General features: G+C 67.8%; 20 protein-coding genes and 1 tRNA gene. 13 read left to right on the top strand and 8 right to left on the bottom strand.

The window, feature by feature from the left end; all coding sequences use genetic code 11:
* The first annotated feature begins 11 nt into the window (after nucleotides 1–11).
* From EV678_RS11025 to fumC, 5 genes are all read left to right on the top strand, one after another.
* Nucleotides 12–2,033, top strand: a complete 2,022-nt coding sequence (locus EV678_RS11025; protein WP_130459572.1) for a TonB-dependent receptor — start codon at nucleotides 12–14, stop codon at nucleotides 2,031–2,033.
* Between the two features lie 29 nt (nucleotides 2,034–2,062).
* Nucleotides 2,063–3,211 (top strand): PepSY-associated TM helix domain-containing protein, encoded by a 1,149-nt coding sequence (locus EV678_RS11020; RefSeq protein ID WP_130459571.1) that lies wholly within the window; start codon nucleotides 2,063–2,065, stop codon nucleotides 3,209–3,211.
* A gap of 75 nt (nucleotides 3,212–3,286) precedes the next feature.
* Entirely contained in the window at nucleotides 3,287–4,747 is a 1,461-nt protein-coding gene (locus tag EV678_RS11015; RefSeq protein ID WP_130459570.1) for a permease, read from the top strand.
* Nucleotides 4,748–4,749: 2 nt separating this feature from the next.
* Nucleotides 4,750–4,992, top strand: a complete 243-nt coding sequence (locus EV678_RS11010; protein WP_130459569.1) for a thioredoxin family protein — start codon at nucleotides 4,750–4,752, stop codon at nucleotides 4,990–4,992.
* 66 nt (nucleotides 4,993–5,058) lie between these two features.
* Complete coding sequence (gene fumC / locus EV678_RS11005) at nucleotides 5,059–6,450, top strand: class II fumarate hydratase (RefSeq protein ID WP_130459568.1); 1,392 nt, start codon at nucleotides 5,059–5,061, stop codon at nucleotides 6,448–6,450.
* Nucleotides 6,451–6,460: 10 nt separating this feature from the next.
* Here the strand turns inward: fumC and EV678_RS11000 are convergent, their stop codons facing one another.
* The 3 genes from EV678_RS11000 to EV678_RS10990 form a co-directional block, all read right to left on the bottom strand.
* Nucleotides 6,461–6,847: a c-type cytochrome gene (locus EV678_RS11000; RefSeq protein WP_165397505.1), complete on the bottom strand. Its 387-nt coding sequence runs from the start codon at nucleotides 6,845–6,847 to the stop codon at nucleotides 6,461–6,463.
* A gap of 180 nt (nucleotides 6,848–7,027) precedes the next feature.
* A complete protein-coding gene (gene ccoG, locus EV678_RS10995; RefSeq protein WP_014236035.1) occupies nucleotides 7,028–8,443 on the bottom strand; it encodes a cytochrome c oxidase accessory protein CcoG in 1,416 nt (471 codons plus the stop codon).
* A gap of 20 nt (nucleotides 8,444–8,463) precedes the next feature.
* On the bottom strand, nucleotides 8,464–9,180 hold the full coding sequence (locus EV678_RS10990; RefSeq protein WP_165397504.1) for an MBL fold metallo-hydrolase: 717 nt from the start codon (nucleotides 9,178–9,180) through the stop codon (nucleotides 8,464–8,466).
* 277 nt (nucleotides 9,181–9,457) lie between these two features.
* Between EV678_RS10990 and EV678_RS10985 the strand changes: the two genes are divergently transcribed.
* The gene (locus EV678_RS10985; protein WP_130459565.1) at nucleotides 9,458–10,807 is read left to right on the top strand and encodes a sigma-54 interaction domain-containing protein; all 1,350 of its coding nucleotides are present in this window, start codon (nucleotides 9,458–9,460) and stop codon (nucleotides 10,805–10,807) included.
* A gap of 165 nt (nucleotides 10,808–10,972) precedes the next feature.
* On the opposite strand, the gene EV678_RS10980 is transcribed toward EV678_RS10985, so the two are convergent.
* Nucleotides 10,973–11,419: a TlpA family protein disulfide reductase gene (locus tag EV678_RS10980; RefSeq protein WP_207222259.1), complete on the bottom strand. Its 447-nt coding sequence runs from the start codon at nucleotides 11,417–11,419 to the stop codon at nucleotides 10,973–10,975.
* Nucleotides 11,420–11,494: 75 nt separating this feature from the next.
* Here EV678_RS10980 and EV678_RS10975 point away from each other — a divergent pair, with 75 nt between their 5' ends.
* From EV678_RS10975 to EV678_RS10965, 3 genes are all read left to right on the top strand, one after another.
* Complete coding sequence (locus EV678_RS10975) at nucleotides 11,495–12,199, top strand: DUF4197 domain-containing protein (RefSeq protein ID WP_130459564.1); 705 nt, start codon at nucleotides 11,495–11,497, stop codon at nucleotides 12,197–12,199.
* A gap of 196 nt (nucleotides 12,200–12,395) precedes the next feature.
* Nucleotides 12,396–14,405: a UvrD-helicase domain-containing protein gene (locus tag EV678_RS10970; RefSeq protein ID WP_130459563.1), complete on the top strand. Its 2,010-nt coding sequence runs from the start codon at nucleotides 12,396–12,398 to the stop codon at nucleotides 14,403–14,405.
* A gap of 167 nt (nucleotides 14,406–14,572) precedes the next feature.
* Nucleotides 14,573–14,869 (top strand): hypothetical protein, encoded by a 297-nt coding sequence (locus EV678_RS10965; protein WP_130459562.1) that lies wholly within the window; start codon nucleotides 14,573–14,575, stop codon nucleotides 14,867–14,869.
* Nucleotides 14,870–14,976: 107 nt separating this feature from the next.
* On the opposite strand, the gene EV678_RS10960 is transcribed toward EV678_RS10965, so the two are convergent.
* Nucleotides 14,977–15,420 (bottom strand): c-type cytochrome, encoded by a 444-nt coding sequence (locus EV678_RS10960; RefSeq protein WP_130459561.1) that lies wholly within the window; start codon nucleotides 15,418–15,420, stop codon nucleotides 14,977–14,979.
* A 129-nt stretch (nucleotides 15,421–15,549) separates the two neighbouring features.
* Between EV678_RS10960 and EV678_RS10955 the strand changes: the two genes are divergently transcribed.
* A tRNA-Arg gene (locus tag EV678_RS10955) sits at nucleotides 15,550–15,626 on the top strand.
* A 99-nt stretch (nucleotides 15,627–15,725) separates the two neighbouring features.
* Here the strand turns inward: EV678_RS10955 and EV678_RS10950 are convergent.
* Nucleotides 15,726–16,046 (bottom strand): hypothetical protein, encoded by a 321-nt coding sequence (locus tag EV678_RS10950; RefSeq protein ID WP_130459560.1) that lies wholly within the window; start codon nucleotides 16,044–16,046, stop codon nucleotides 15,726–15,728.
* A gap of 243 nt (nucleotides 16,047–16,289) precedes the next feature.
* Between EV678_RS10950 and EV678_RS10945 the strand changes: the two genes are divergently transcribed.
* The 3 genes from EV678_RS10945 to nifA all read left to right on the top strand — a co-directional run bounded on the left by EV678_RS10945 (nucleotide 16,290) and on the right by nifA (nucleotide 21,069).
* Nucleotides 16,290–17,282: an HD domain-containing phosphohydrolase gene (locus EV678_RS10945; protein ID WP_235832453.1), complete on the top strand. Its 993-nt coding sequence runs from the start codon at nucleotides 16,290–16,292 to the stop codon at nucleotides 17,280–17,282.
* Between the two features lie 139 nt (nucleotides 17,283–17,421).
* A complete protein-coding gene (locus EV678_RS10940; RefSeq protein WP_130459558.1) occupies nucleotides 17,422–19,242 on the top strand; it encodes a GGDEF domain-containing protein in 1,821 nt (606 codons plus the stop codon).
* Nucleotides 19,243–19,335: 93 nt separating this feature from the next.
* Nucleotides 19,336–21,069, top strand: a complete 1,734-nt coding sequence (gene nifA / locus EV678_RS10935) for a nif-specific transcriptional activator NifA (RefSeq protein WP_014236046.1) — start codon at nucleotides 19,336–19,338, stop codon at nucleotides 21,067–21,069.
* Between the two features lie 152 nt (nucleotides 21,070–21,221).
* Here the strand turns inward: nifA and EV678_RS10930 are convergent, their stop codons facing one another.
* On the bottom strand, nucleotides 21,222–21,650 hold the full coding sequence (locus EV678_RS10930) for an ArsC/Spx/MgsR family protein (RefSeq protein ID WP_130459557.1): 429 nt from the start codon (nucleotides 21,648–21,650) through the stop codon (nucleotides 21,222–21,224).
* Nucleotides 21,651–21,803: 153 nt separating this feature from the next.
* Nucleotides 21,804–22,373 (bottom strand): hypothetical protein, encoded by a 570-nt coding sequence (locus EV678_RS10925; RefSeq protein WP_014236048.1) that lies wholly within the window; start codon nucleotides 22,371–22,373, stop codon nucleotides 21,804–21,806.
* Between the last annotated feature and the right edge of the window lie 217 nt (nucleotides 22,374–22,590).

The following is a 22,590-nucleotide window of genomic DNA, read 5'->3' as shown; positions in this document are numbered from 1 at the left end:
CCGGTGGCCCCATGCTGACCCAGATCGCCCGCGCCGTTTCCCTCTGCTGCCTCGGTTCCTTCACCCTGGCCGCCCTGGCCCAATCCGGCGATGCTTCCCTGGTCCTGGGCGAGGTGACGGTGCGGGGCCAGGAAGAAGGTCCCCTGCCGACCCGCCGTATCCTCAGTTCGGTGGACGTGTTGGGTGGGGAAGTACTGGAGTCGCGCAATGCCAAGTTCGCCTGGGAACTGTTCAACCTGGTGCCCGGGGCCCAGGTCACCAGCTTCGGCCAGGGCAACTGGGGCGGCAAGTTCTCCATCCGCGGCTTCAACGGCGAGGGCGAGATCAACGCGGTGAAGCTGCTCATCGACGGCATCCCCAGCAACAGCAACGACGGCAACATGCCCTACCTGGACATGGTCTTCGCCCAGGACATCGATGCCATCGAAGTGGTGCGCGGCACCAACGATCCGCGCAACGGCCTGCACAGCATTGCCGGCAACGCCAACGTGATCACCCGCATCGGCGGCAACGACACCCGCCTGCGCCTGGGGGCCGGCAGCTTCGGCAGCAACGAGCTGCAGCTGTCCAAGGCCATCGAGCAGGACGGCCTGTCCCAGAACTACTTCGTCGCCACCCAGCACAGCAACGGCCAGCGGGACCACAGCCAGGCCGACCGCTCCTCCTTCGCCGGCAAGTGGTTCTATACCCCTGACAGCGGCTCCACCCGGGTCGGCCTGATTGCCCGCCACTACGAGAGCGAGGCCCAGGAGCCTGGCTATCTGACGGCGGGAGAGAACAGCAACAACCCCGACCAGTCCCTGGCCCGCAATGCCACCGACGGCGGCATCCGCCGCATGAACCAGGTCAGCGGCCACCTGGAGACGGCCATCAACGACCGCCTCTACTGGACCACCCGGGTCTATGCCAACGAATACACGGACAAGCGCTGGGTGCGCTTCTCCGCCGCGGCCTCCCAGCAGGAACGCCTGACCGAGGAAAACCACTACGGCTTCCTCTCCAACCTCACCTATCGTCCCGAGGTCAGCTGGGCCCATGCGGTGGCCATCGAAGGCGGTGTCGACGCCCAGTGGCAGGAGAACCACAGCGAACGCTACCTGACCACCAACCGGGTACGCACCACCACCCGCTGGAACCAGGATTTCGACTTCGACATCTACGGCGCCTACGTGCAGGCCGTGATCCAGCCCACGCCCCAGTGGAAGCTGATTCCCGGCTACCGGGTGGACGCCATCCGCGGCAGCTACACCAACAACCTGAACGGCCGCACCTACGATATCAACGACTACGGTCTCATCAACCAGCCCAAGTTCAGCGTCGTCTATACCCCGGACCCCCGCTACAGCCTCTACGGCAACGCCGGCCGCACCTTCCAGGTGGGTGTCGGCACCGGCTCCTACAAGGTGGGCCGCAGCGACAACATGGAACCTTCCCTCAACGACGGCTGGGAACTGGGGCTGAAGCTGGCACCCGTCGCCGGGGTCGAAGGGCGGGTGGCCCTGTGGCAGCAGAAGGCCAGCAACGAGGCCCGCCGGGTGCTCAACGGCGCTTCCAACGACTCCGAATACATCGGCGACACCCGCCGCCGCGGCCTGGACCTGCAACTGTCCGCCAAACTCGGCAGCCAGTGGCGCCTGTGGGGCGGCGTCGCCTTCCAGCGGGCCATCATCACCCAGGCCGAGGCCGCCAATCCGGCCTCCCAGGGCAAGGAAGTGGACCACGTGCCGCACCGCATCTACTCCCTGGGGGCGGATTACCAGGCGACGCCGGACCTGAAGCTGTCCCTGTGGGCCAACGGCCAGAGCAGCTACTACCTGGAGCGCACCAACAGCACCGCCAAGTTCGGCGGCTACAACCTGCTCAACGTTTCCGCCGCCTACCAGCTGCGGCGCGATACCACCCTGGAATTCCAGATCAAGAACCTGGCCGACCGCTACTACGAGTACGTCTGGTGGTACGACAACACGGTGCGCGACCTGCATTCCCGGGGCGACGGCCGGGCTGCCTACGCCACCGTCAACGTGAAGTTCTGAGGCCGGCCGGCAGGCCCCCTGGAGGTGGCATGAGGTCCTGGCGACGGCGCTGCCGGGCCTGGCTGCTGGCCCTGCACCAGTGGCTGGGCCTGAGCCTGGGCCTGCTGTTCTGCCTGCTCGGCCTCACTGGCTCCCTGCTGGTCTTCTATGTGGAAGGGGACCGGCTGCTCAACCCGGAACTGGTGGTGGCGCCGCCGTCATGCCAGTCTCCCGCCGGCACTCCCTGCCAGCCCCACTCCCTGGACAGGATTTTCGCCCTGCTCGAAGCGGCCCATGCCGGGCGCAACGGCGGCTGGCGCCTGGAACTGCCCATGGACCCCGGGCAGCCGCTGACGGCCCGCTACTACCAGCCCGAGGAAAAAGCCGGCCAGGGCTTCGCCCCCCTGCTGGTGACGGTGGACCCCTACCGCCTGCAGATCACCAGTCAGCGCTTTTGGGGCGACTTCGCCGCCACCTGGCTTTACGACCTCCATTTCACCCTGCTGCTGGACCGCAGCGGGCGCACCCTGCTCGGCGCCGCTTCCCTCCTGCTGCTGCTCCTGCTGGGGCTCGGCGTCTATCTCTGGTGGCCGTCGCCCAGGCGCCTGGGGGCGGCCCTGCGGGCGGGGGCGGGGCGCAGCAGCCAGCGCCGCATCTACGACTGGCACGTCCTCGGCGGCATCTACGGTCTGCCCCTGTTGCTGCTGCTGACCCTGAGCGGCGCCATGCTGGAGCAGCCGGCCTGGTTCAAGCCCGTCCTCGCCCTGTTCTCGCCGGTGGATGCGCTGCCGGCCCCGGCGGCCGAATCCGGCGCCATCCTCATCGCTCCCCAGCAGGCCCTGGAGATTGCCCGCCAACACTTGCCCGGGGGCGAGGTGCGCTGGCTGGAGACGCCGCCGGCGGGCGGCGGCAACTACCGCCTGCGCATCTACCAGCCGGGGGACCCGAGCCGGCGCTTTCCCCACACCCTGATGTGGATCGACGCCGCCAGCGGCGAAGTCCTGGCCCTGCGCCGGCCGGAGCAGGGCAGCGCCGCCGACAGCCTTTTCAACTGGCTCCATCCCCTGCACAACGGCGAGGCCTTCGGCCTGCCCGGACGCCTGCTGACGGCCCTGGCCGGCCTGCTGCCCCTGCTGCTGTTCTACACCGGCCTGCGCCGCTGGCGGCAGAAGGTGGCTGCCCGGGCCGCCCGCCCCTGAGTCGCTGCCGTCGCCGCTTACCTCGGCCCGCCGCGGGGCGTACCATTGGGGGGTGAGCCTTGGCGGAGGAAAGTCTTGGGAGACCTGCTGTCGCTGTTGCCGGCCCTGATCCGGGGCGGCCTGGGGAATCTGGCGGCCTACCTGGCGGCCCATGTGCTGCTCTGTCTGCTGCCGGCCTTCTGCATTGCCGGGGCCATGGCGGCCCTCATTCCCAAGGAAACGATCACCCGCTTTCTCGGGCGGCAGACACCCAAGGCGGTTTCCTATCCGGCGGCGGCCGCCGCCGGTTCGGTGCTGGCGGTCTGCTCCTGCACCATCGTGCCCCTCTTTGCGGGCATCTACCGCAAGGGGGCTGGCCTCGGCCCGGCCACCACCTTCCTCTTCTTCGCGCCGGCGGCCAACATCCTGGCCCTGGTCTACACCGGCGGCATCATCGGCGTGGACCTGGCCGTGGCCCGGCTGCTGCTGTCCCTGACGTTCGCCATCGGCATCGGCCTGATCATGGCCCTGCTCTTCCGCGCCGACGACAGCGCCCGGGACCGGGCCACCGACGCCCTGTTCAGCGCCCAGGCCGCCGCCGGCCTGTCCCGGGGCGCCCTGGCCTTCCTCCTGGTGTGGATCGGCCTGCTCCTGGCCGGTACCCTGAAGGTCGGCCTGCTCACCGGCAGCCTGTGGCAGTTTGATCTGGCCTGGGCCGGCAGCGCCGACTGGCAGGCCCTGCTCGACCGCCTGGTGCCCTATGACGCCAGCCGCGGCGAGGAGGGCGTCTCCCTCCAGGGCGTGCTGCTCATCGGCCTGCTCGGCGGCATCGGCCTCAGCGCCCGCCTGGGGCTGGAGAACATCGAGGCCGGGGCCAACGGCTGGACCCGCCTGTGCCTCGCCCTGGTGGCCCTGACCCTGCTGGTGGCCGCCCTCTCGGTGCAGGCGGTGCCCGGCGGCCTGCGCCTGGGGCTGGGCGGCAAGTTCCTCGGCGTCGCCCTGGCCCTGGCTGTGCTGGCCTGGCTGGGCAGCCGCCACCTGACGGCGGAGGACCGCCGGGCCTGGCTGTGGGAGTCCTGGCGCTTCGTCAAACAGATTTTCCCCCTGCTGGTGATCGGCGTCTTCGTCGTCGGCATGATCCGGGTGGTGCTGCGGCCGGAATGGATCGAGATGGTGGCCGGCAGCAACACCCTGCTGGGCAATCTGGCCGGCGTCGGCTTCGGCGTCTTCATGTACTTCCCCACCCTGGTGGAGGTGCCCATCGCCAAGATGTTCCTCGACCTGGGCATGCACCGGGGCCCCCTGCTGGCCTACCTGATGTCGGACCCGGAACTGTCCCTGCAGAGCATCCTCATCATCACCGCCATCATCGGCCGCACCAAGACCTGGACCTATGTGGGCCTGGTGGCCCTGTTCAGCGCCGCCGCCGGCCTCACCTACGGCGCCTGGGTGGATGGCGCCCCGCCCCTGCTGCTGGTCCTGGGCATCGGCGGCGCCATGGCCGGCCTGGGCCTGCTGCTGGCGGCGGCCAACCGTTTTTCCGCAAAAGGAGTGTGACCATGCTGACCATCAAAGTGCTCGGCCCCGGCTGTGCCAACTGCAAGAAACTGGAGGAGGTGGCGCGGCAGGCGGTGGCCCTGGCCGGCGTCGAGGCGGAGGTGCTGAAGATCACCGACATGGGCGAGATCATCGCCCACGACGTGCTGCAGACGCCGGGCCTGGTGATCAACGGCAAGCTGGTGTCCTCCGGCCGCATTCCCACCGCCGGCACCGTGGCCGACTGGCTGCGGGCCGCCGGCTGAAGCTCCGCACCGCAACCCTCCGGCCCGGCGCCGGTCCAATCCGGCAGTGCAAGCGGAGCAAGGCCCATGTCCCAGCGTCTCGAACACGATACCTTCGGTCCCATCGCCGTGCCGGCGGAGCGTCTGTGGGGTGCCCAGACCCAGCGTTCCCTGGAACACTTCGCCATTTCCAGCGAGACCATGCCGCCTGAACTGATCCGCGCCCTGGCCCTGGTCAAGCAGGCGGCGGCGCAAGTGAATGGCGAACTGGGTCTGTTGCCCCCGCCCGTGGCCGGGGCCATCGCGGCGGCGGCGGATGAGGTGCTGGCGGGCCGGCACCCGGCGGAGTTTCCTCTTTCCGTGTGGCAGACCGGCTCCGGTACCCAGAGCAACATGAACATGAACGAGGTGCTGGCCAACCGGGCCTCGGAGCTGCTCGGCGGCTCCCGGGGCGAAGGGCGCCTGGTGCATCCCAACGACCAGGTGAATCTGGGCCAGTCCTCCAACGACATCTTTCCCACCGCCATCCACGTGGCGGCCACCCTGGCCGTGGACGGCCGCCTGCTGCCGGCCCTGGCCGAGCTGCGCCAGGCCCTGGCGGCCAAGGCGGAGGCATTCGCCGGTCTGATCAAGATCGGCCGCACCCACCTGCAGGACGCCACCCCCATCACCCTGGGGCAGGAGTTCTCCGGTTACGTCGCCCAGCTGGAGCAGGCGGAGCGCGGCATCCAGGCCTCCCTGCCCGGATTGCGGCAACTGGCGGCGGGCGGCACGGCGGTGGGCACGGGACTCAATACCCATGCGGAGTTCGGGGCACGGGTGGCGGAGAAGCTTGCCCATGCCTGCTCCCAGCCCTTCGTGCCGGCAGCCAATCCCTTCGCCGCCCTGGCCGGCCACGAGGCCCTGCTCTTTGCCCACGGCGCCCTCAAGACCCTGGCCGGGGCCCTCATGAAAATCGCCAACGACCTGCGCTGGCTGGCCTCCGGTCCCCGCTCGGGCCTGGGGGAGATTGCCCTGCCGGAAAACGAGCCGGGCAGCTCCATCATGCCGGGCAAGGTGAACCCGACCCAGTGCGAAGCCCTCACCATGGTCTGCGCCCAGGTCTTCGGCAACGACGTGGCCATCAATATCGGCGGCGCCTCCGGCAATTTCGAACTGAACGTGTTCAAGCCCCTGCTGGCCCACAACTTCCTGCAGAGCGTTCGCCTGCTGGGGGATGCCATGGAAAGCTTCAGCCGCCATTGCGTGGTGGGCATCGTGCCCAATCGGGAGCGCATGGATGAGCTGCTGGAACGTTCCCTCATGCTGGTCACGGCCCTGGCGCCCCACATCGGCTACGAACGGGCGGCTGCAGTGGCCAAGCAGGCCCACCGCGACGGCAGCACCCTGCGCCAGGCGGCCCTGGCCCTGGGCTACGTCACGGCCGAGGAGTTCGATGCCTGGGTGCGGCCCGAGGCCATGCTCGGGCCCCGGGGCTAGGGACTAAGGCTTAGGGATTGCTGCTGTAGCGGGCCGGCGGCTCGTCCAGGGACAGCACCCATTCGGCCAGGGTCTGGGCTTCGGCCTCGCTCACCGGGTTGGCCGGCATGGAGAGTTCGCCCCAGTTGCCCTTGCCCCCGTCGCGGATTTTCTTCGCCAGCTGGGCCACCACTTCCGGCGTGTGGGGGTACTTCTTGGCGATCTCCTGGTAGGAAGGGCCGATGCGCTTGCTGTCCACCGTATGGCAGCCCAGGCAGCCGCGGAACACGGCGATTTCGGCACCCTTGGCCAGCTTGCCGCTGTCGCAGAAGGCGCGGGCGGCGGAAGCGCTGTTGTCGGCCGCCTGCACGGCACCCCAGGAAAGGACCAGACCCATCGTCAGCAGCCGGTAAATCATGATGCATACCCCTGTCTTGTTATTTGGCTCACACCGCTGCATTGCAGCATGGGGGCCAAGTTACGCCAAAAGGCAGAGGGGAAACCCTGAAATAGTTGGCATTTCTCGACAAATTGCGGGCAAAAAAAGGCCGGGAAGGCTGATGCCGACCCGGCCGAATGGAAGCCTCGTCAGAGGCTCTCAGGGAAGCATGAAGACGGCTTTTTCCCGGATGCGGATGTTGGAGCCATCCATGGCCTCGATCTCGAACATGATGGGGTTCGAGCCCTTCTTGCCCGCGTCGGGCTGGACCTGCAGGGAGGTCATGAGGGAGGTGGTGGTGGCTGCCGGCACGTCCACTTCGGCGGCGCCGCCCACTTCCAGGCCATCCAGGCCGGTGGCCTTGATGCGGTAGCGGTGGGCCTGCTCGTCGGTGTTCATGAAACGCAGGGTGAAGGTGTTTTCGATCAGGCCCATGTCCGTTTCCCGGGCCAGGGCGCCGCGGTCGCGGATGACGTCCACCTTGAGCGGGATGCGGTGGGCGATGAACCAGGCGGTGGTCAGGGTGATGGCGGCCAGGATCACGGAGTAGAGGAGGATGCGCGGCCGCACCACGTGGCCCAGGATCTCCTTCTTGGTGAGATGGCGGGCCATGGCGTTTTCGGTGGAGTAGCGGATCAGGCCCCGGGGGTAATTGACCTTGTCCATCACCTCGTCGCAGGCGTCGATACAGGCGGCGCAGCCGATGCACTCATATTGCAGGCCGTTGCGGATGTCGATGCCGGTGGGGCAGACCTGGACGCAGATGCCGCAATCCACGCACTCGCCCAGGCCCAGGGCCTTGGGATCGGCGCCCTTCTTGCGGGTACCCCGGGGTTCGCCGCGCTCGGGATCGTAGGTGATGATCAGGGTGTCCGGGTCGAACATGACGCTCTGGAAGCGGGCGTAGGGGCACATGTACTTGCACACCTGCTCGCGCATGAAGCCGGCCATCATGTAGGTGAAGCCGCCGTAGAAGAAGGTCCAGAAGGTCTCCCAGGGGCCGAAGCTGAAGGTCTTCAGTTCGGTCAGTAGTTCGCTCATGGGGGTGAAGTAGCCCACCAGGGTGAAGCCGGTGAAGACGGAGAGGATCAGCCAGAGGGCGTGCTTGGTGGCCTTGATGCGGAGCTTGCGGGCGTCCATGGGCGCCTTTTCCAGCTTCATGCGGGCCGGGCGGTCGCCTTCGATCCAGTTCTCGATCCACATGAACACTTCCGTGTAGACCGTCTGGGGACAGGCGTAGCCGCAGAACAGGCGCCCGGCGACGGCGGTCACCAGGAACAGGCCGTAGGCCGAGATGATGAGCAGGATGGCCAGGTAGAAGACGTCCTGGGGCCACAGCACCAGGCCGAAAATGTAGAACTTGCGCTCCACCAGGTGGAACAGCACGGCCTGGCGGTCGTTCCACATCAGCCAGGGGGTGCCGTAGAACAGCAGCTGGGTGAACAGCACCAGGAAGATCCGCCAGTTGGCGAAGCGACCGTGGGCGGTGCGGGCGTGGATCGTCTTGTGCTTTTCGTAGAGGCTGCCGGTATCGCCGTTGTCGGGCTGCGGCTGCTCTGGGGCGTTAGCGCTCATGGATCATTTCCTCTCGGGCTTTAGTTATTTGGAGATACGGGCGACCGTTCACGCAGGACCGAACCGCCGCCCTGGCGATTGGCTGCAAGCATGGCCTCGGCCCGTTCGCCCATGGGCTGGGAACGGTCCTGGGCCATGAATTCGTCGCGGCTGATGCCGCAGAACAGGGGATTGCCCTGGCGCTCGTCGCCGATGCAACTGACGCGGCGGCCGTCCCGGTCGTGGCCGGGGAAGACTAACAGTTCGTCGGGCAGGGGCAGCAGTTTTCGCGTGACGCTGTCGTAGTGGGTGCCGGCATTGCCGCCCGGTTCGCCGGTGGCGCCGCAGCTGCCGATGAGCAGGGCGTCGCCGGTCAGCAGGCGGTCTTCCCAGAGCAGGGTGATGCAGCCGGGGGTGTGGCCCGGGGTGGCCAGCACTTCCAGGTGCAGGTCGGCCAGGTCCAGGCTGTCGCCGTCGGCCAGCTGCCGGTCGGCGCCGCCGATGCCGCTGCACAGGCCGGCGGCGTAGAGGCAGCCGGTATGCCGGATCAGGGTGGGGGCGGCGGAAAGATGGTCGCTGTGCAGGTGGGTGTCCACCACGCAGGCCAGGTTCAGTTCCAGTTCGCCCAGCAGGCCCAGGTAGAGGGGCGACTGCTCGGCCACCGGGTCCACCAGCAGGGCTGCCCGACTGGCCCGGGAGCCGATCAGGTAGGTGTAGGTGGCGCTGCTGCTGTCCCGCAGCTGCCGGAAAATGAACACAAACGACTCCTGGTTGGAAAGTGGTGGAAACCGGAGTCTTGTCCCACGCCCGGGAGGGGAGGATGCCGTGTCGGAGAGGCTGCGGACGGGGCTTGAAACCGGTTTCCTGTCCATTCCATAACAAGAGCCGTGCCAGCCCCGGCGCCTGTCTGGAGTTTCCATTTAATCAATGGCTTGTGTTTTGTCCGGGGCTCGGGGCGGGCGCTTGCGGGCCATCGCCTGTCAAATATGGCGGCAAATAATTGCACAACTGACAGAATCGGCAGAAGATTCGTCCATGGATTATTCGGCCAGCCAGCTCAACGAGCTCATCTCCTTCCTCGACGGCCTGCCCGAGCCCCGCATCGTGATGGACGCGGATTACCGCATCGTCGCCGCCAACAAGGCCTACCGCCGGGAATACGCGGGCAGCGGCAGCGGCGGCGTCGCCTCCATCCTGGGGCGGCGCTGCTACGAGGTTTCCCACCACTTCACCGTGCCCTGCGACCAGGCCGGGGAATCCTGCCCCCTCAAGCTGTCCCAGGAGGAGGGCGCCTCCCGCCGTGTCCTGCACCTGCACCACACGCCCCGGGGTGAGGAGCACGTGGACGTGGAAACCACGCCGGTGCGGGACCAGGAAGGGCGCATCGTCTACTTCGTCGAAACCCTGCGCATGGTGCAGCAGGCCAGCAGCCGGCCCGCCGCCCAGGGCCTGGTGGGGCGCTCGCCGGCCTTCCAGCAGATGCTGGAAAAGGTGCTGCGGGTGGCGCCGGCCCAGGCCACGGTGCTGTTGCTGGGGGAGACCGGCACCGGCAAGGAACTGGTGGCCCAGGCGGTGCACGAGGCCAGCGGGCGGCGGGACAGCCCCTTCGTCGCGGTGGACTGCACCGGCCTCACCGAAAACCTGTTCGAGAGCGAACTGTTCGGCCACGAGAAGGGCGCCTTCACCGGCGCCGCCTTCCGCAAGCTGGGCCTGGTGGAGTCGGCCAGCGGCGGCACCCTATTCCTGGACGAGATCGGCGAACTGCCGCCGGCCCTCCAGGTCAAGCTGCTGCGCCTGCTGGAGACCGGCACCTACCGCCGGGTCGGCGGCGTGGACACCCTGCGCGCCGACTTCCGCCTGGTGGCCGCCACCCACCGGGACCTGAAGGAAATGGTGCGCCAGGAGCGTTTCCGCCGCGACCTCTACTACCGGCTCAACACCTTTCCCATCCACACCCCGTCCCTGGCCGAACGGCGGGAGGACATTCCCCTGCTGGCCGCCTCCCTGCTGGAGCGGGTGGACCACCGGCCCGGCCGCCACTTCTCCGCCGAGGCCCTGGCCTGGCTGGCGGGCCGCAACTGGGAAGGCAACATCCGGGAGCTGCGCAACCTCATCGAACGGGCCACCCTGATGAGCGACGGGGAGGAAATCAGCGCCGCCAAGCTGGCCGAGGTGGCGGATGACGGCGGCGAGAGCAGGGCCCTGGCGGAGGGTGTGGGCGGCGGGGCGGACGACAGTTTCCGGGTGCCGGGCCCGCTGCCCCTGGCGCAACTGGAGCAGCGCTATCTGACCTGGCTGATGGCCCGCCCGGGCGCCGACGTGCGCACCCTGGCCCCGGCCCTGGGGGTCAGCGAACGGACCCTCTACCGCAAGTTGCAGCGCTGAGAGGCGTTCCTTCTGCCACAGAGGTCATCCCCCCAGAGGACTTCCTCCGGAGCGCAGAGATCACGGAGGGAAAGGCCCTGGGCAGCCAGGCCTGATGCCCCTGGCGTAATGGGACATTGTCTTTTCTCGGTGATCTCCGTGCCCTCTGTGGCCAGGGGGCTTTCCTCAAGGCCGTTCCGCCAGCAGCTTTTCCACCATGGCCCGCAGGCGGCCGGGATCGGGCTTGCCGGGCAGGCGCTGGGCGATGCGGCCGCTGCGGTCGAGGAGGAAGGTCAGGGGCGGATTGGCGCTGCCCAGGGCGAAACCCCGGGCGGCGCTGCCGTCGTCCTGGGCGACGCGGAAGGGCAGGCTGTTGGCGTAGGCGTAGCTGGCCACCTGGCGCGGCTGGTCGTAAACCATGGCCACCGCCAGGGTCTCCAGGCCCCGGGCCTGGTAGCGGCGGTGCAGCTGGGCCAGTTCGGCCAGGGTGTGGTCGCAGTCGCCGCAGGTGGTGGCCCAGAACTGCAGGATCACCACCTTGCCGCGCAGCTGGGCCAGGCTGACGCCGGGGGCTCCCAGCACCTTCAGTTCGACCGCCGGGGCGGCCTGCCGCTTGCCGAGAAAGGTCAGCATGGCGCCGCTCATTGCGAGCACGGCGAGCAGCAGGATAAGCTTGTGGCCCCGGGACATCATCATCAGGAGCAGGCTATGGAATTGAACACGGTCATCAATCGCTTCGGCGGACGCTGCATTGTGGGCATTTTGACGGCCCTTGTCATCAGCATGCCGGCCGCCGCCCAGGTGAGCAACGGCGAGGCCGTCTCCGGCCTCAAGGAAGCCCTGACCCGGGGCGCCGAGGTGGCGGTGAGCCAGCTGGGCAAGACCGACGGCTTCCTCGGCAACGACAAGGTGCGCATTCCCCTGCCCGGCGCCCTGGAGGATGCCGCCGAGATGATGAAGAAATTCGGCGCCGGCAAGCAGGCCGACCAGCTGGTGGAAACCATGAACCGGGCGGCGGAGGCGGCGGTGGTGGAAGCCAAGCCCCTGCTGGTGAAGGCGGTCAAGGAAATGAGCGTGAAGGACGCCCAGGGCATCCTCAGCGGCGGCGACGATGCGGCCACCCAGTATTTCAAGCGCAGCACCTCCGAGCCCCTGGCCCAGAAATTTCTGCCCATCGTCAAGAAGGCCACGGCCAAGGTGCAGCTGGCGGACAAGTACAACCAGTTCGCCGGCAAGGCCGCCAAGTTCCACCTCATCGACGCCAAGGACGCCAACCTGGACGACTACGTCACGCGCAAGGCCCTGGACGGCCTCTACCTGATCATCGCCGAGCAGGAGAAGGCCATCCGCAAGGACCCCATCGGCACCGGCAGCAAGGTCATCGGCAAGGTCTTCGGCAGCCTGCTCAAGTAACCCGGCCTGGGAGCCAGGAGGGACGCGGCTTTCCGGCGGTGCGTGCCGGAGAGTGGCGTCCCTCCTGCCTCCTGGCAATGCCTCCCGGCGCGGCGCAGGTCGCTCCGAAATGGACTAAAATCTGCCCCACCGAATCACCCGCGCCCCGCTCTGCCGGGGCGCGGCGTTTCTGCCCTGCCGAAAGCCTCCTGATCCCGTGTCCAGCCCCGTTCCCCTGCACAGCCTGAATCCGCCCCAGCGCGAAGCCATCTACTACCTGGACGGCCCCCTGCTCGTCCTGGCCGGCGCCGGCTCGGGCAAGACCCGGGTGATCACCCAGAAGATCGCCTACCTGATCCAGGAATGCGGCATGAACCCGGCCAACATCGCCGCCATCACCTTCACCAACAAGGCGGCCCGGGAAATGCAGGAACGGGTCGGCCAGCTGCTCCAGGGCGGCTCCACCGCCGGCCTCACCATCTGCACCTTCCACTCCCTGGGCGTGCGCATCCTGCGGGAGGAGGCCAAGGCCCTGGGCTACAAACCCAAGTTCTCCATCTTCGATTCCACCGACTGTTACAGCATCTTCGCCGACCTCTCGGCCAGCGTGGACAAGGCCACCATCCGCAGCATCCAGTGGCTCGTCTCCGGCTGGAAGAACGCCATGAAGTCGCCGGACCAGGCCGCCGCCGAGGCCAAGAGCGAGATCGAGGTCCTCGCCGCCAAGGCCTACCGGGATTACGCCGCCACCCTCAAGGCCTACCAGGCGGTGGATTTCGACGACCTGATCCTGCTGCCCATGCAGCTCTTCCAGGAACACCCGAAGATCCGCGACAAGTGGCAGAACCGCCTGCGCTACCTGCTGGTGGACGAATACCAGGACACCAACGCCTGCCAGTACCAGCTGCTGAAGCTGCTGACCGGGCCCCGGGCCATGTTCACCGCCGTGGGCGACGACGACCAGGCCATCTACGGCTGGCGCGGCGCCGACGTGGAAAACCTGCGGGGCCTGCCGCGGGACTATCCCAACCTGAAGCTGATCATGCTGGAGCAGAACTACCGCTCCACCGCCCGCATCCTGCAGGCCGCCAACAACGTCATCGGCAACAACGAAAAGCTGTTCGAGAAAAAGCTGTGGTCCGACCTGGGCCACGGCGAGGCCATCCGCGGCACCGTCTGCCGCGACAACGAGCACGAGGCCGAGTCGGTGGTGATGAAGCTGCTGGCCGACAAGTTCGAGAAGCGCAGCAAGTTCTCCGACTACGCCATCCTCTACCGCTCCAACCACCAGGCCCGGCTGTTCGAAACCCACCTGCGCAACAACCGGGTGCCCTACGTCATGTCCGGCGGCACCAGCTTCTTCGAGAAGTCCGAGATCAAGGACGTCATCGCCTACCTGCGCCTGCTGGCCAACCAGGACGACGATCCGGCCTTCATCCGCGCCGTCACCACGCCCAAGCGGGGCGTCGGCGGCACCACCCTGGAAGCCCTCGGCACCTATGCCGGCGAACGCCACATCTCCCTCTTCGCCGCCGCCTTCGAGGAAGGCTTCGCCCAGCGCGTCAGCCACCGCCAGCTGGAGCCCCTGCTGCAGTTCTGCGAGTTCATCAACCGGGTCGAGCAGCGGGCCCTGCGGGAGCCCGCCGGCGAAGTGCTGAACGACATGCTCACCGCCATCGGCTACGAGGCCTGGCTCTACGACCACGAGGAGACCCGGGCCGCCGACAGCAAATGGGGCAACGTGCGGGAGTTTTCCCAGTGGCTGGCGGGCAAGGGCGAGAAGGACGAAAAGACCCTCATCGACCTGACCCAGACCATCGCCCTCATCAACATGCTGGACAAGCAGAACGAGGACAGCGAGTTCGACGCGGTGCAGCTGTCCACCCTGCACGCCGCCAAGGGCCTGGAATACAAGAACGTCTTCCTGGTGGGGGTGGAGGAGGGCATCCTGCCCCACAGCAGCTCGGTCGAGTCGGGCACGGTGGAGGAGGAACGGCGCCTGATGTACGTCGGCATCACCCGGGCGCGGCAGCACCTGCACCTCTCCTGGTGCGAGAAGCGCAAGCAGGGCAAGGAAATGTACCCCTGCGAACCCTCCCGCTTCATCGCCGAAATGGGCAACGACCTGCGCATCAGCGGCGGCAAGGCGGCCGCCGAGCCGGACAAGGCCACCAGCAAGGCCCGCTTCGCCAACCTGCGCAACATGCTGGGCAGCGGCGAAAGCTGAGCCCGTCCCATCCCTTTCCCTGTTCCTGCTCTCGGCCGCGTTACACGGCGTTACGGGGAGTTACCGTTCACCTGCAAACCGGAAGTTGGTGCTTGGCGTTATTGCCCTCAAGGGAGCGAAATGGTTTCGCGACCGGAAGGACAAGCCAAATTTCAGGAGATAGAGAAATGACCAAGAACCTCATCGCTGTTGCCCTCTTCGCTGCTTTCGGTACCGCTTTCGCCCAGGCTCCCGCCACGCCGGCCACCCCCGCCACTCCTGCGGCGCCTGCTGCCGCACCGGCCAAGGCTGCGGTGGAAGCACCGAAGGCCGAAGTGAAGGCGGAAGCGAAGGCCGAGGCCAAGCCGGCCGTGAAGCACGGCCATAAGAGGGTGGAGAAGAAGGCCGAGCAGGCCGGCGAGAAGGCTGAAAAGGCCGAGGCCGCCAAGCCCGAAGCGAAGCCTGCCGAACCCGCCAAGAAGTAAGGTTTACGCGGCCAACCCGAAGGCCGCTGCAGCATGAAAAAAGGGCGCCGGATCTTGCGATCCGGCGCCCTTTTTTGCGGGACCGGAAAGCTCCGGTCCGTCGCGGCTTACTTGGACAGGCCGACCAGGTAATCCACCACCTTCTTGAAGTCGTCGTCGCTCAGGCTGGAACCGCCCTTGGGAGGCATGGCGCCCTTGCCGCCGATGGCGTTCTTGTACAGGGTGTCCTTGCCCGCGGCGATGCGGGGAGCCCAGGCAGCCTTGTCGCCGGTCTTGGGAGCGCCGGCGGCGCCGGAAGCGTGACAGGCGGCGCAGACGCCGTTGTAGGTGGCCTTGGGATCGACGGGGCCGGCGGGAGCGGCGGCGCTGGCCACCTGCAGGGCCACCTTGGCCACGGGAGCGATGCGGGCATCGGCGTCTTCGGCGCTGGCGCCGCCGGCGGTGCCCTTGCCCAGCTTGGACAGGGGAACGAGGGCCACCATGAGGACGATCGCAATCGCGATCGACCAGTACATGATGGACTTGCTGGAGTGGTCTTGTTGGTCAGCCATGGGGAAAATTCCTTTTATTTCATGCCGGGGGGAGGGTGCGAGGGGCGAATTATATCCGCAAAGTCAGAGTGATCCCAAGGGCGGGCATGGACGCCCGGGGAAAAACCGGGTATTCTTGCCGTCCCTTTTGCGCCCGTAGCTCAGCTGGATAGAGTACTGCCCTCCGAAGGCAGGGGTCGTGCGTTCGAATCGCGCCGGGCGCGCCAAGTTTCAGAAAATGGACACCTCCGGGTGTCCATTTTCATTTCCGCCGTCCCTTTTCCCTTCCGTCCTGTTTCCGCTCCCGGCATTTCCCGTGGCCGTCCCTATTGCCCGTCCTCCAGGCCGCTGGCGGCGAGGAAGCGCTGCCGTGCGGCTTCCAGCTGGCCTTGGGCCTGGGGCGGCACCAGTTGGCGGCATTCGGCGTAGAAGCGGGACCAGGCCTGGCCCAGGGCGGCCCGGTCCGCCGCCGGCGCGGCAGCGGCAGGGGTGCCGGCAACGGCGCCGTCGGCGGTCTGCAGCACCATGTAGCGGGGTACCACCCGGGTTTCGCCGCCTTCGCCGCGGGCCATCATGGGGCCGGTCTTGACGTAGGTCTGGCCTTCCAGGACGAAACGTCCGCCGAGGGGAATGTCGTTGATCTTCATGGTCGTTCTCCGGGTGCTGCCGGGCAGGTTGGGGAGCCGGCCGGGCGGCCGGGCAACGGGCCGCATTCTAGTCCGCCGGGCGGCCACCGCAAGGGCTGGTTTGGCCGCATCAAAGGCGTATGATGAACTAAGCCATAAGTAATAGGCCAAGCCATCATGACACTCTGCGAACCCCTCCCGTCCCTGGGGGCGCCCGTTGCCAGGCCGCCATTCGAGGAAGCCGGAGCCCGCTTCCGGCCCATCATGGACGCCATGACCGCCCATATCGCCCTGCTCGACGGAGCGGGCACCATCGTGGCGGTGAACGAGGCCTGGAAACGCTTCGCCGACAGCAACTGCGGCCGTTCCCCCGGCTACGGCCTGGGCCTCAACTACCTGCAGCTGCTCGACGGCATGCAGGGCTGCCAGCCCTGCGCCAGGTGCAGTGCCGAAGAGATGGAGCTGGCCCGCCGCATTGCCGGCGGCATCCGGGCCGTGCTCAAGGGGCGGTCGCCCAAGTTCCAGATCGAGTATCCCTGCCACTCGCCCACGGAGCGGCGCTGGTTCCTGCTCACCGTTTCCCCTTTCCCCGACGATGGCGGCCCGATCCGCGCCGTGGTGGCCCACGAGGATTTGACGCCCCTGCGCGCCGCCCAGGAAGCGGCCCTGCACCACAGCGCCCAGCTGGCGGCCTCCTTCAGCCGGACGGTGGATGCCATCGCCCTGGCCATCGAGAAGCGGGACGCCTACACCGCCGGCCACCAGAATCAGGTGGCGACTCTGTGCGAGGCCATCGCCCGCCGCCTGGAGCTTGATGAAGAGCAGCGCCAGGGGCTGCAGCTGGGCGCCCGCATCCACGACATCGGCAAGATCTCCGTCCCCCTCGACATTCTCGGCAAGCCGGGGAAGCTGTCGCCGCCGGAACTGGAAATCATCCGCTACCACCCCCAGGTGGGTTACGAGATCCTGTGCGGCATCGATTTTCCCTGGCCCATCGCCGACATGGTGCACCAGCACCACGAACGGGTGGACGGCAGTGGCTATCCCCAGGGGCTGGCGGGCGAGGACATCTGCCTGGAGGCCCGCATCATTGCCGTGGCCGACGTCTTCGACGCCATCATTTCCCACCGCCCCTACCGGGCCGCCCGTTCCCGGGAAGAGGGGCTGCGGGAGCTTGCCCTGGGCCGCGGCAGCCGTTTCGATGCCCGGGTGGTGGATGCCCTGCTGGCCCACCTGGCGGAGGTGGAGGGCGCCTGACCACCGTGCTGCCATGACCCTCCCGCGCTGCGGCCGGCGTACAATGCCAAACGCCTAGAACCGGGAACAACCCGGCGGGATCAAGGGAGGTGGGATCGTGGTGGCAGGAGCGTACCCCGGCCGGGAGGTGCCCGGACATGTGCCCTGGTGGCAGCGCATTTCCGTGCGCATCGGCGTCGGCGCCATGCTGGTGCTGGTGGCCGCCCTGGTGGTGGTGGGTTGGCTGGTGACCCGGCAGGAGGAGCGCCTCTACGGCGAACAGCACACGGCCCACGCCCACAAGATTTCCAGCCTGGTGGCCGAGGGCCTGGTGCGGCGCATGCTGGCCGGCGGCGGCGCCGCCGCCTGGGACGGCGTCACCCGGGAAGCCTCCACCTACATCGAGACGGCCGGCGTCGGCCGCATTTCCGTGCTGGCCCGCAACGGCAGCGTCAAGGCCAGTACCGACCCGTCCCTGCGCGGCGGCAGCATCGAGGTGGCCGGCAACCCGGCCTGCCCCGGCTGCGACGGCATGGTGCCCGAACAGTTTCCCGTCACCCGGGCGGTGGTGGACGCGGCGGGCCAGCACTGGCTGCGGGTGGTCAGCGCCGTGCCGGCCCGGCCCGAATGCAAGGGCTGCCACCAGGACCCGGGGGAAAAGCTGCGGGGCCTGGTGCTGGTGGATTTCGACCTGACTCCCCTCAATCAGGCTGCCGCCGAGCGGCGCCGCGGCCTGCTGCTGATCGGCCTGGCCTGCGGCCTGGTGTCCCTGGTGCTGATCTACTGGTTATTCCGCCGCTCCGTGCTGGAGCCGGTGGAGGTGCTGGTGGATACGGCCGGGCGCCTGGCCGGCGGCGACCTGCAGGCCCGGGCGCCGGTGGCCGAACGGGGCGAACTGGGCCATCTGGCGGCCCATTTCAACCACATGGTGGACCGCATCGAGGACCAGGTGGCCCGTCTTGAATCCTCCAACCTGGAGTCGGGCCTGCTGTACACCCTGGTGGTGGAGGTCTCCCGCAACATGGAAATGTCGGCGGTGGCCTCCACCGTGGTGCGGGTCCTGGAACAGAAGCTGGCGCCGGCCTTCGTCGCCTTCTTCGCCGAATCGGCCGACGGCACCTGGGTCTGCGCCAGTGACCGCAGCGAGGCCCTGTTCACCGGCGAAGGCGCCCTGGCGCCGGCCCTGCTGGGCCAGGAGCCCCTGGCCCGGGAGGCCCTGGACGGCTTTCCCCTGTCCATGGCCCAGGCGGCGGTGGCCAGCCTGGAACTGCAACTGGGCGTGGGCGGCGGCGCCCTGCATTTCGCCGTGCCCCTGGGCAGCGGCGGCCGCCTCTCCGGCCTCCTGGTGTGCAGCATGGAAGGGGCTTCCCGGGTCCAGGCCGACGAGGAACTGCTGGCCAACCTGGGCGGCCACCTGACCCTGGCGGTGGAAAATTCCCGTAACTACACCGGCGCCGTCACCGATCCCCTGACCCGCTGCCGCAACCGCCGCTACGGCCTGGCCCGGCTCGACGAGGCGGCCTACGCCTCACGCCGCCACGAGATCGAACTGGCGGTGGCCATGCTCGACATCGACCACTTCAAGCGCATCAACGACAGCCACGGCCACCCGGCGGGGGACCAGGTGCTGCGGGAGACGGCGCGGCGACTGATGGACACCATCCGCAAGGCCGACGTGCCGATCCGCTACGGCGGCGAGGAGTTCCTGGTGATCCTGCCCCAGACCCGGGAGGAGGACCTGGCGGCCGTGGGCGAGCGCCTGCGGGCGGCCGTCGGCGCGGCGCCGGTGCGGGTGGTGCTGCCCGGCAACGTGGTGCTGGAGATTGCGGTGAGCGTCAGCGTCGGCCTGGCCAGCTACCGGGGCGAGGGGGACGAGGCCGATGCCCTCATCGCCCGGGCCGACCAGGCCCTGTACCGGGCCAAGGCGGGCGGCCGCAACCGGGTGGAGGTGGTGGGCGGCGACGACGGGGGCCAAGCGTGAATTAGGTCACGATCGTGGCATGGAACCTGCTCTGATTCAGCCACAAGAAAAAGAGTTCGCGGGGGAGGCAGAAGAACTCTTCAGGAGCTGGTTATGACGGCAACAAAACTGGATCGGGATGCTGACCTGGAACTGGTCACCATCTATGAGATCAGCAAGATTCTCACCTCCTCGCTGGACTTCCAGAAGTCGGTGCGGGAGGCGCTCAACGTCATGCTGACCCACCTCCACATGAGGCATGCCATGGTCAGCATGGTGCAGGGCGAAGGAAAACTGCACGTACTTGGTGCAGCCGGGGTGCCTTTTGCCGTCCAGGAAGACATCATCCTCGACGCCGAAAGCGGCATTGTCGGCCAGGTGCTCAAGCACGGCAGCCCCATGGTGGTGCCCGACATCACCGCCGACCCGGTCTTCATCAACCGTACCGGCCGGGACCTGTCCCAGTGCGCCGGGGTGGCCCTCATCGCCGTACCGGTGAAGATCGGCCGCGAGGTGGTGGGCGTGCTCAGCGTGGACCGGCCTCCCGGCGCCTCCAAGCCCGCCAGCTTCGACCGGGACGTGCGCCTGCTGTCCCTGGTGGCCAGCCTGGTGGGCCAGACCTTCAAGCTGCACCAGGCCATTGCCGCCGAGCGGGCCCAGCTGATGCTGGAGACCCACCGCCTGCAGAAGCAGTTGCAGGGCAAGTACGACGTGGAAAACGTCATCGGCCGCTCCAAGCGCATGAAGGAGGTGTTCGCCGACGTGCACCAGGCGGCACCGGGCAACTCCACCATCCTCCTGCGGGGCGAGTCGGGCACCGGCAAGGAGGCCATCGCCCACGCCATCCATTACCTGTCGCCCCGTTCCAAGGGGCCCTTCGTCAAGGTGAACTGTGCCGCCCTGCCGGAGACCCTGCTCGAATCCGAACTCTTCGGCCACGAGAAGGGCGCCTTCACCGGCGCCACCGCCGAGCGCAAGGGCCGCTTCGAGATGGCCGACGGCGGCACCCTGTTCCTGGACGAGATCGGCGACATTTCCTCCTCCTTCCAGGCCAAGCTGCTGCGCGTCCTGCAGGAGCACGAGTTCGAGCGGGTCGGCGGCAACAAGACCCACAAGGCCAACTTCCGCCTGGTGGCCGCCACCAACCGCAACCTGGAGGAAATGGTGCAGAAGGGCGACTTCCGCGCCGACCTCTATTTCCGCCTCAACGTGGTGGCCATCCTGCTGCCGCCCCTGCGGGAGCGCAAGGAGGACATCCCCCTGCTGGTGGACTTCTTCCTTTCCCGCTTCAACCGGGAGAACAACCGCAAGCTGACCATCACGCCCGGTGCGGTGGAGATCCTGCAGCACTGCAACTGGCCGGGCAACGTGCGGGAGCTGGAGAACTGCATCGAGCGGGCCGCCACCATGACCCGGGGCGCCCTCATCCGGGAGTCGGACATGCGCTGCCAGAAAGGCCAGTGCTTCTCCTCCGTGCTGCTCGAATCCTCCGCCTCCCGGGCCTGCCATCCGGTGATGGACATGCCGGGCACCCATCCCGGCGGCCACACCACCTTCCCGGCCCGGGAGCCGATCCAGCCCCAATCCCAGCCGGTTCACTTCCGCGACCCCATTCCGGTGGTGGCGGCGCCGGCCCGGCCGGCCATGCCTGCGGCGGCACCGCCCGACTACGGCGACGACGACCTGGCCGAAGGCAGCGACGCCTTCGTCTCGGAACGGGAACGGCTGATCGAGGCCATGGAACGTTGTGGCTGGGTCCAGGCCAAGGCGGCCCGGCTGCTCAACCTGACGCCGCGGCAGATCGGCTACGCCCTGAAGAAATTCAATATCGAGGTGAAGCGCCTGTAGCTTCCGGCGCACCTCGTCCATAGCGTTCGAGGCGCCGGATCGGCCGGGTGGTTCGCCACCCCGGGCCGGGTCGTTGGCGGAATTCGGGCGGGGCGCGGGGTAGGGTGAGGCTCATCCGGGAGATGCCCGGAGGGCCTTATGGGACGGCGATTCTAGGCCGTGGGTGGCGGACAGGGCCGATGCTCTTCGCCCTTGGGGCAGCCCTCGCCAACATCCTTATCCCCTGTGCCTTCCAGGCCGATCCATTGGGCGATGGCGGTCGTGTCGAAGCCCACCTGTCGCTCCTCACCCACCTGCAACAGGGGGCGGCGGATCAGCAGGGGCTCGGCCAGCAGCAGGGCCAGGGCATCATCCCGGCCCAGGGTTTCGGGCTGCACTTCACCATTCTTGAGGCGGGGAGCGGCCCGGTTGAACCACTCGCTCACCGGCAGGGGCTCGAGGAAGGCCAGCAAGGTGGCTGCCGTCCATGGCTCGCCCAGCAGGTCGCGCACCGTCAGGGTGTGGCCGGCGGCCTGGAGCAGGGCCCGCTGTCGGGCATTGCCGCCGCAGCCGGGCTTTTCGTAGAAGATGACGTGGGCCATGGCCGTTGCCGTCGGAAAGCGTCAAAAAGGGATACGCCACTCCCGGCCGGGAGGCCGGCCCTGGCTTGCACCCGTGGCTGGGAACGGCCGCCGGCGGGAGCGACGTAAGCAAAAGGTCCGCGCCCCGGGGGCAGGGTGCGGACCGAGGAGAGATCAGACGGGGCGGTTCTCGGCCACCTTCACCGGACCCATTTCGGCCAGGGCCTGGGCGTAGGGGATCACCGGCAGCTTGCCGTTGTACTTGGCCGCCGCATCCACCACCGCGTCCACCTTGGCTTCGGCGGAGGCCTTCTTCAGGTCGCTGCGTTCCAGGTAGAGCAGGTCCAGCAGCTCATTCCACACCGTGGCTTCGTCCAGGGGATACACGTTCCAGCTGACGCCGCCCACTTCCACGGCGTACTTCTTGGAGAAGTCCACGTTACCGGCGAAGAGGAAGTACTTCCCGGCGGGCACCAGGGAATCGCCCATCATGGCGACGATGTGATCCAGGTGGGCGAGGGAGTCCACGTGGGCGGCGAAGAACACCAGCTGTTCGCCTTCGGCGGCCAGGATCACCTGGTCGGCCTTGGTGATGGGGGGACGGGCTTCGCCGGCGACACTTTCCGGGAATTCAAGGCCCAGTTCGCCGCGGAAGCCGAAGCGCCCGGCCTTGCCCGTGGGGCCGCTGATGAGGGGGGAGAGCAGTTTGCCGGAGAGTTTGGAGAGTACGGCGTTTTGGGTCATGGCAGCCTCAAGGGATAAGTAGGTTGGATTGAATGACGCCACCACCAGTGCGAGAACTGTGCCAGTGCCGGTCATGCCTTGGAGATGCCCTATCCACGCGGGTTTCGGTGGCACGACGAGGGGCGCTCGGCGTCCCGGGGCATTGTCGGCTTCGATACAGGGGCGTCGTGTCCGCGACAAAGGGTAAAAGCCGACACCTGTTGCCCAAGTGACTGTT

Source organism: Azospira oryzae, assembly GCF_004217225.1.
GTDB lineage: Bacteria > Pseudomonadota > Gammaproteobacteria > Burkholderiales > Rhodocyclaceae > Azospira > Azospira oryzae.
The sequence above is the reverse complement of the archived record's forward strand: the minus strand, read 5'-3'. Positions and strand labels throughout refer to the sequence as shown.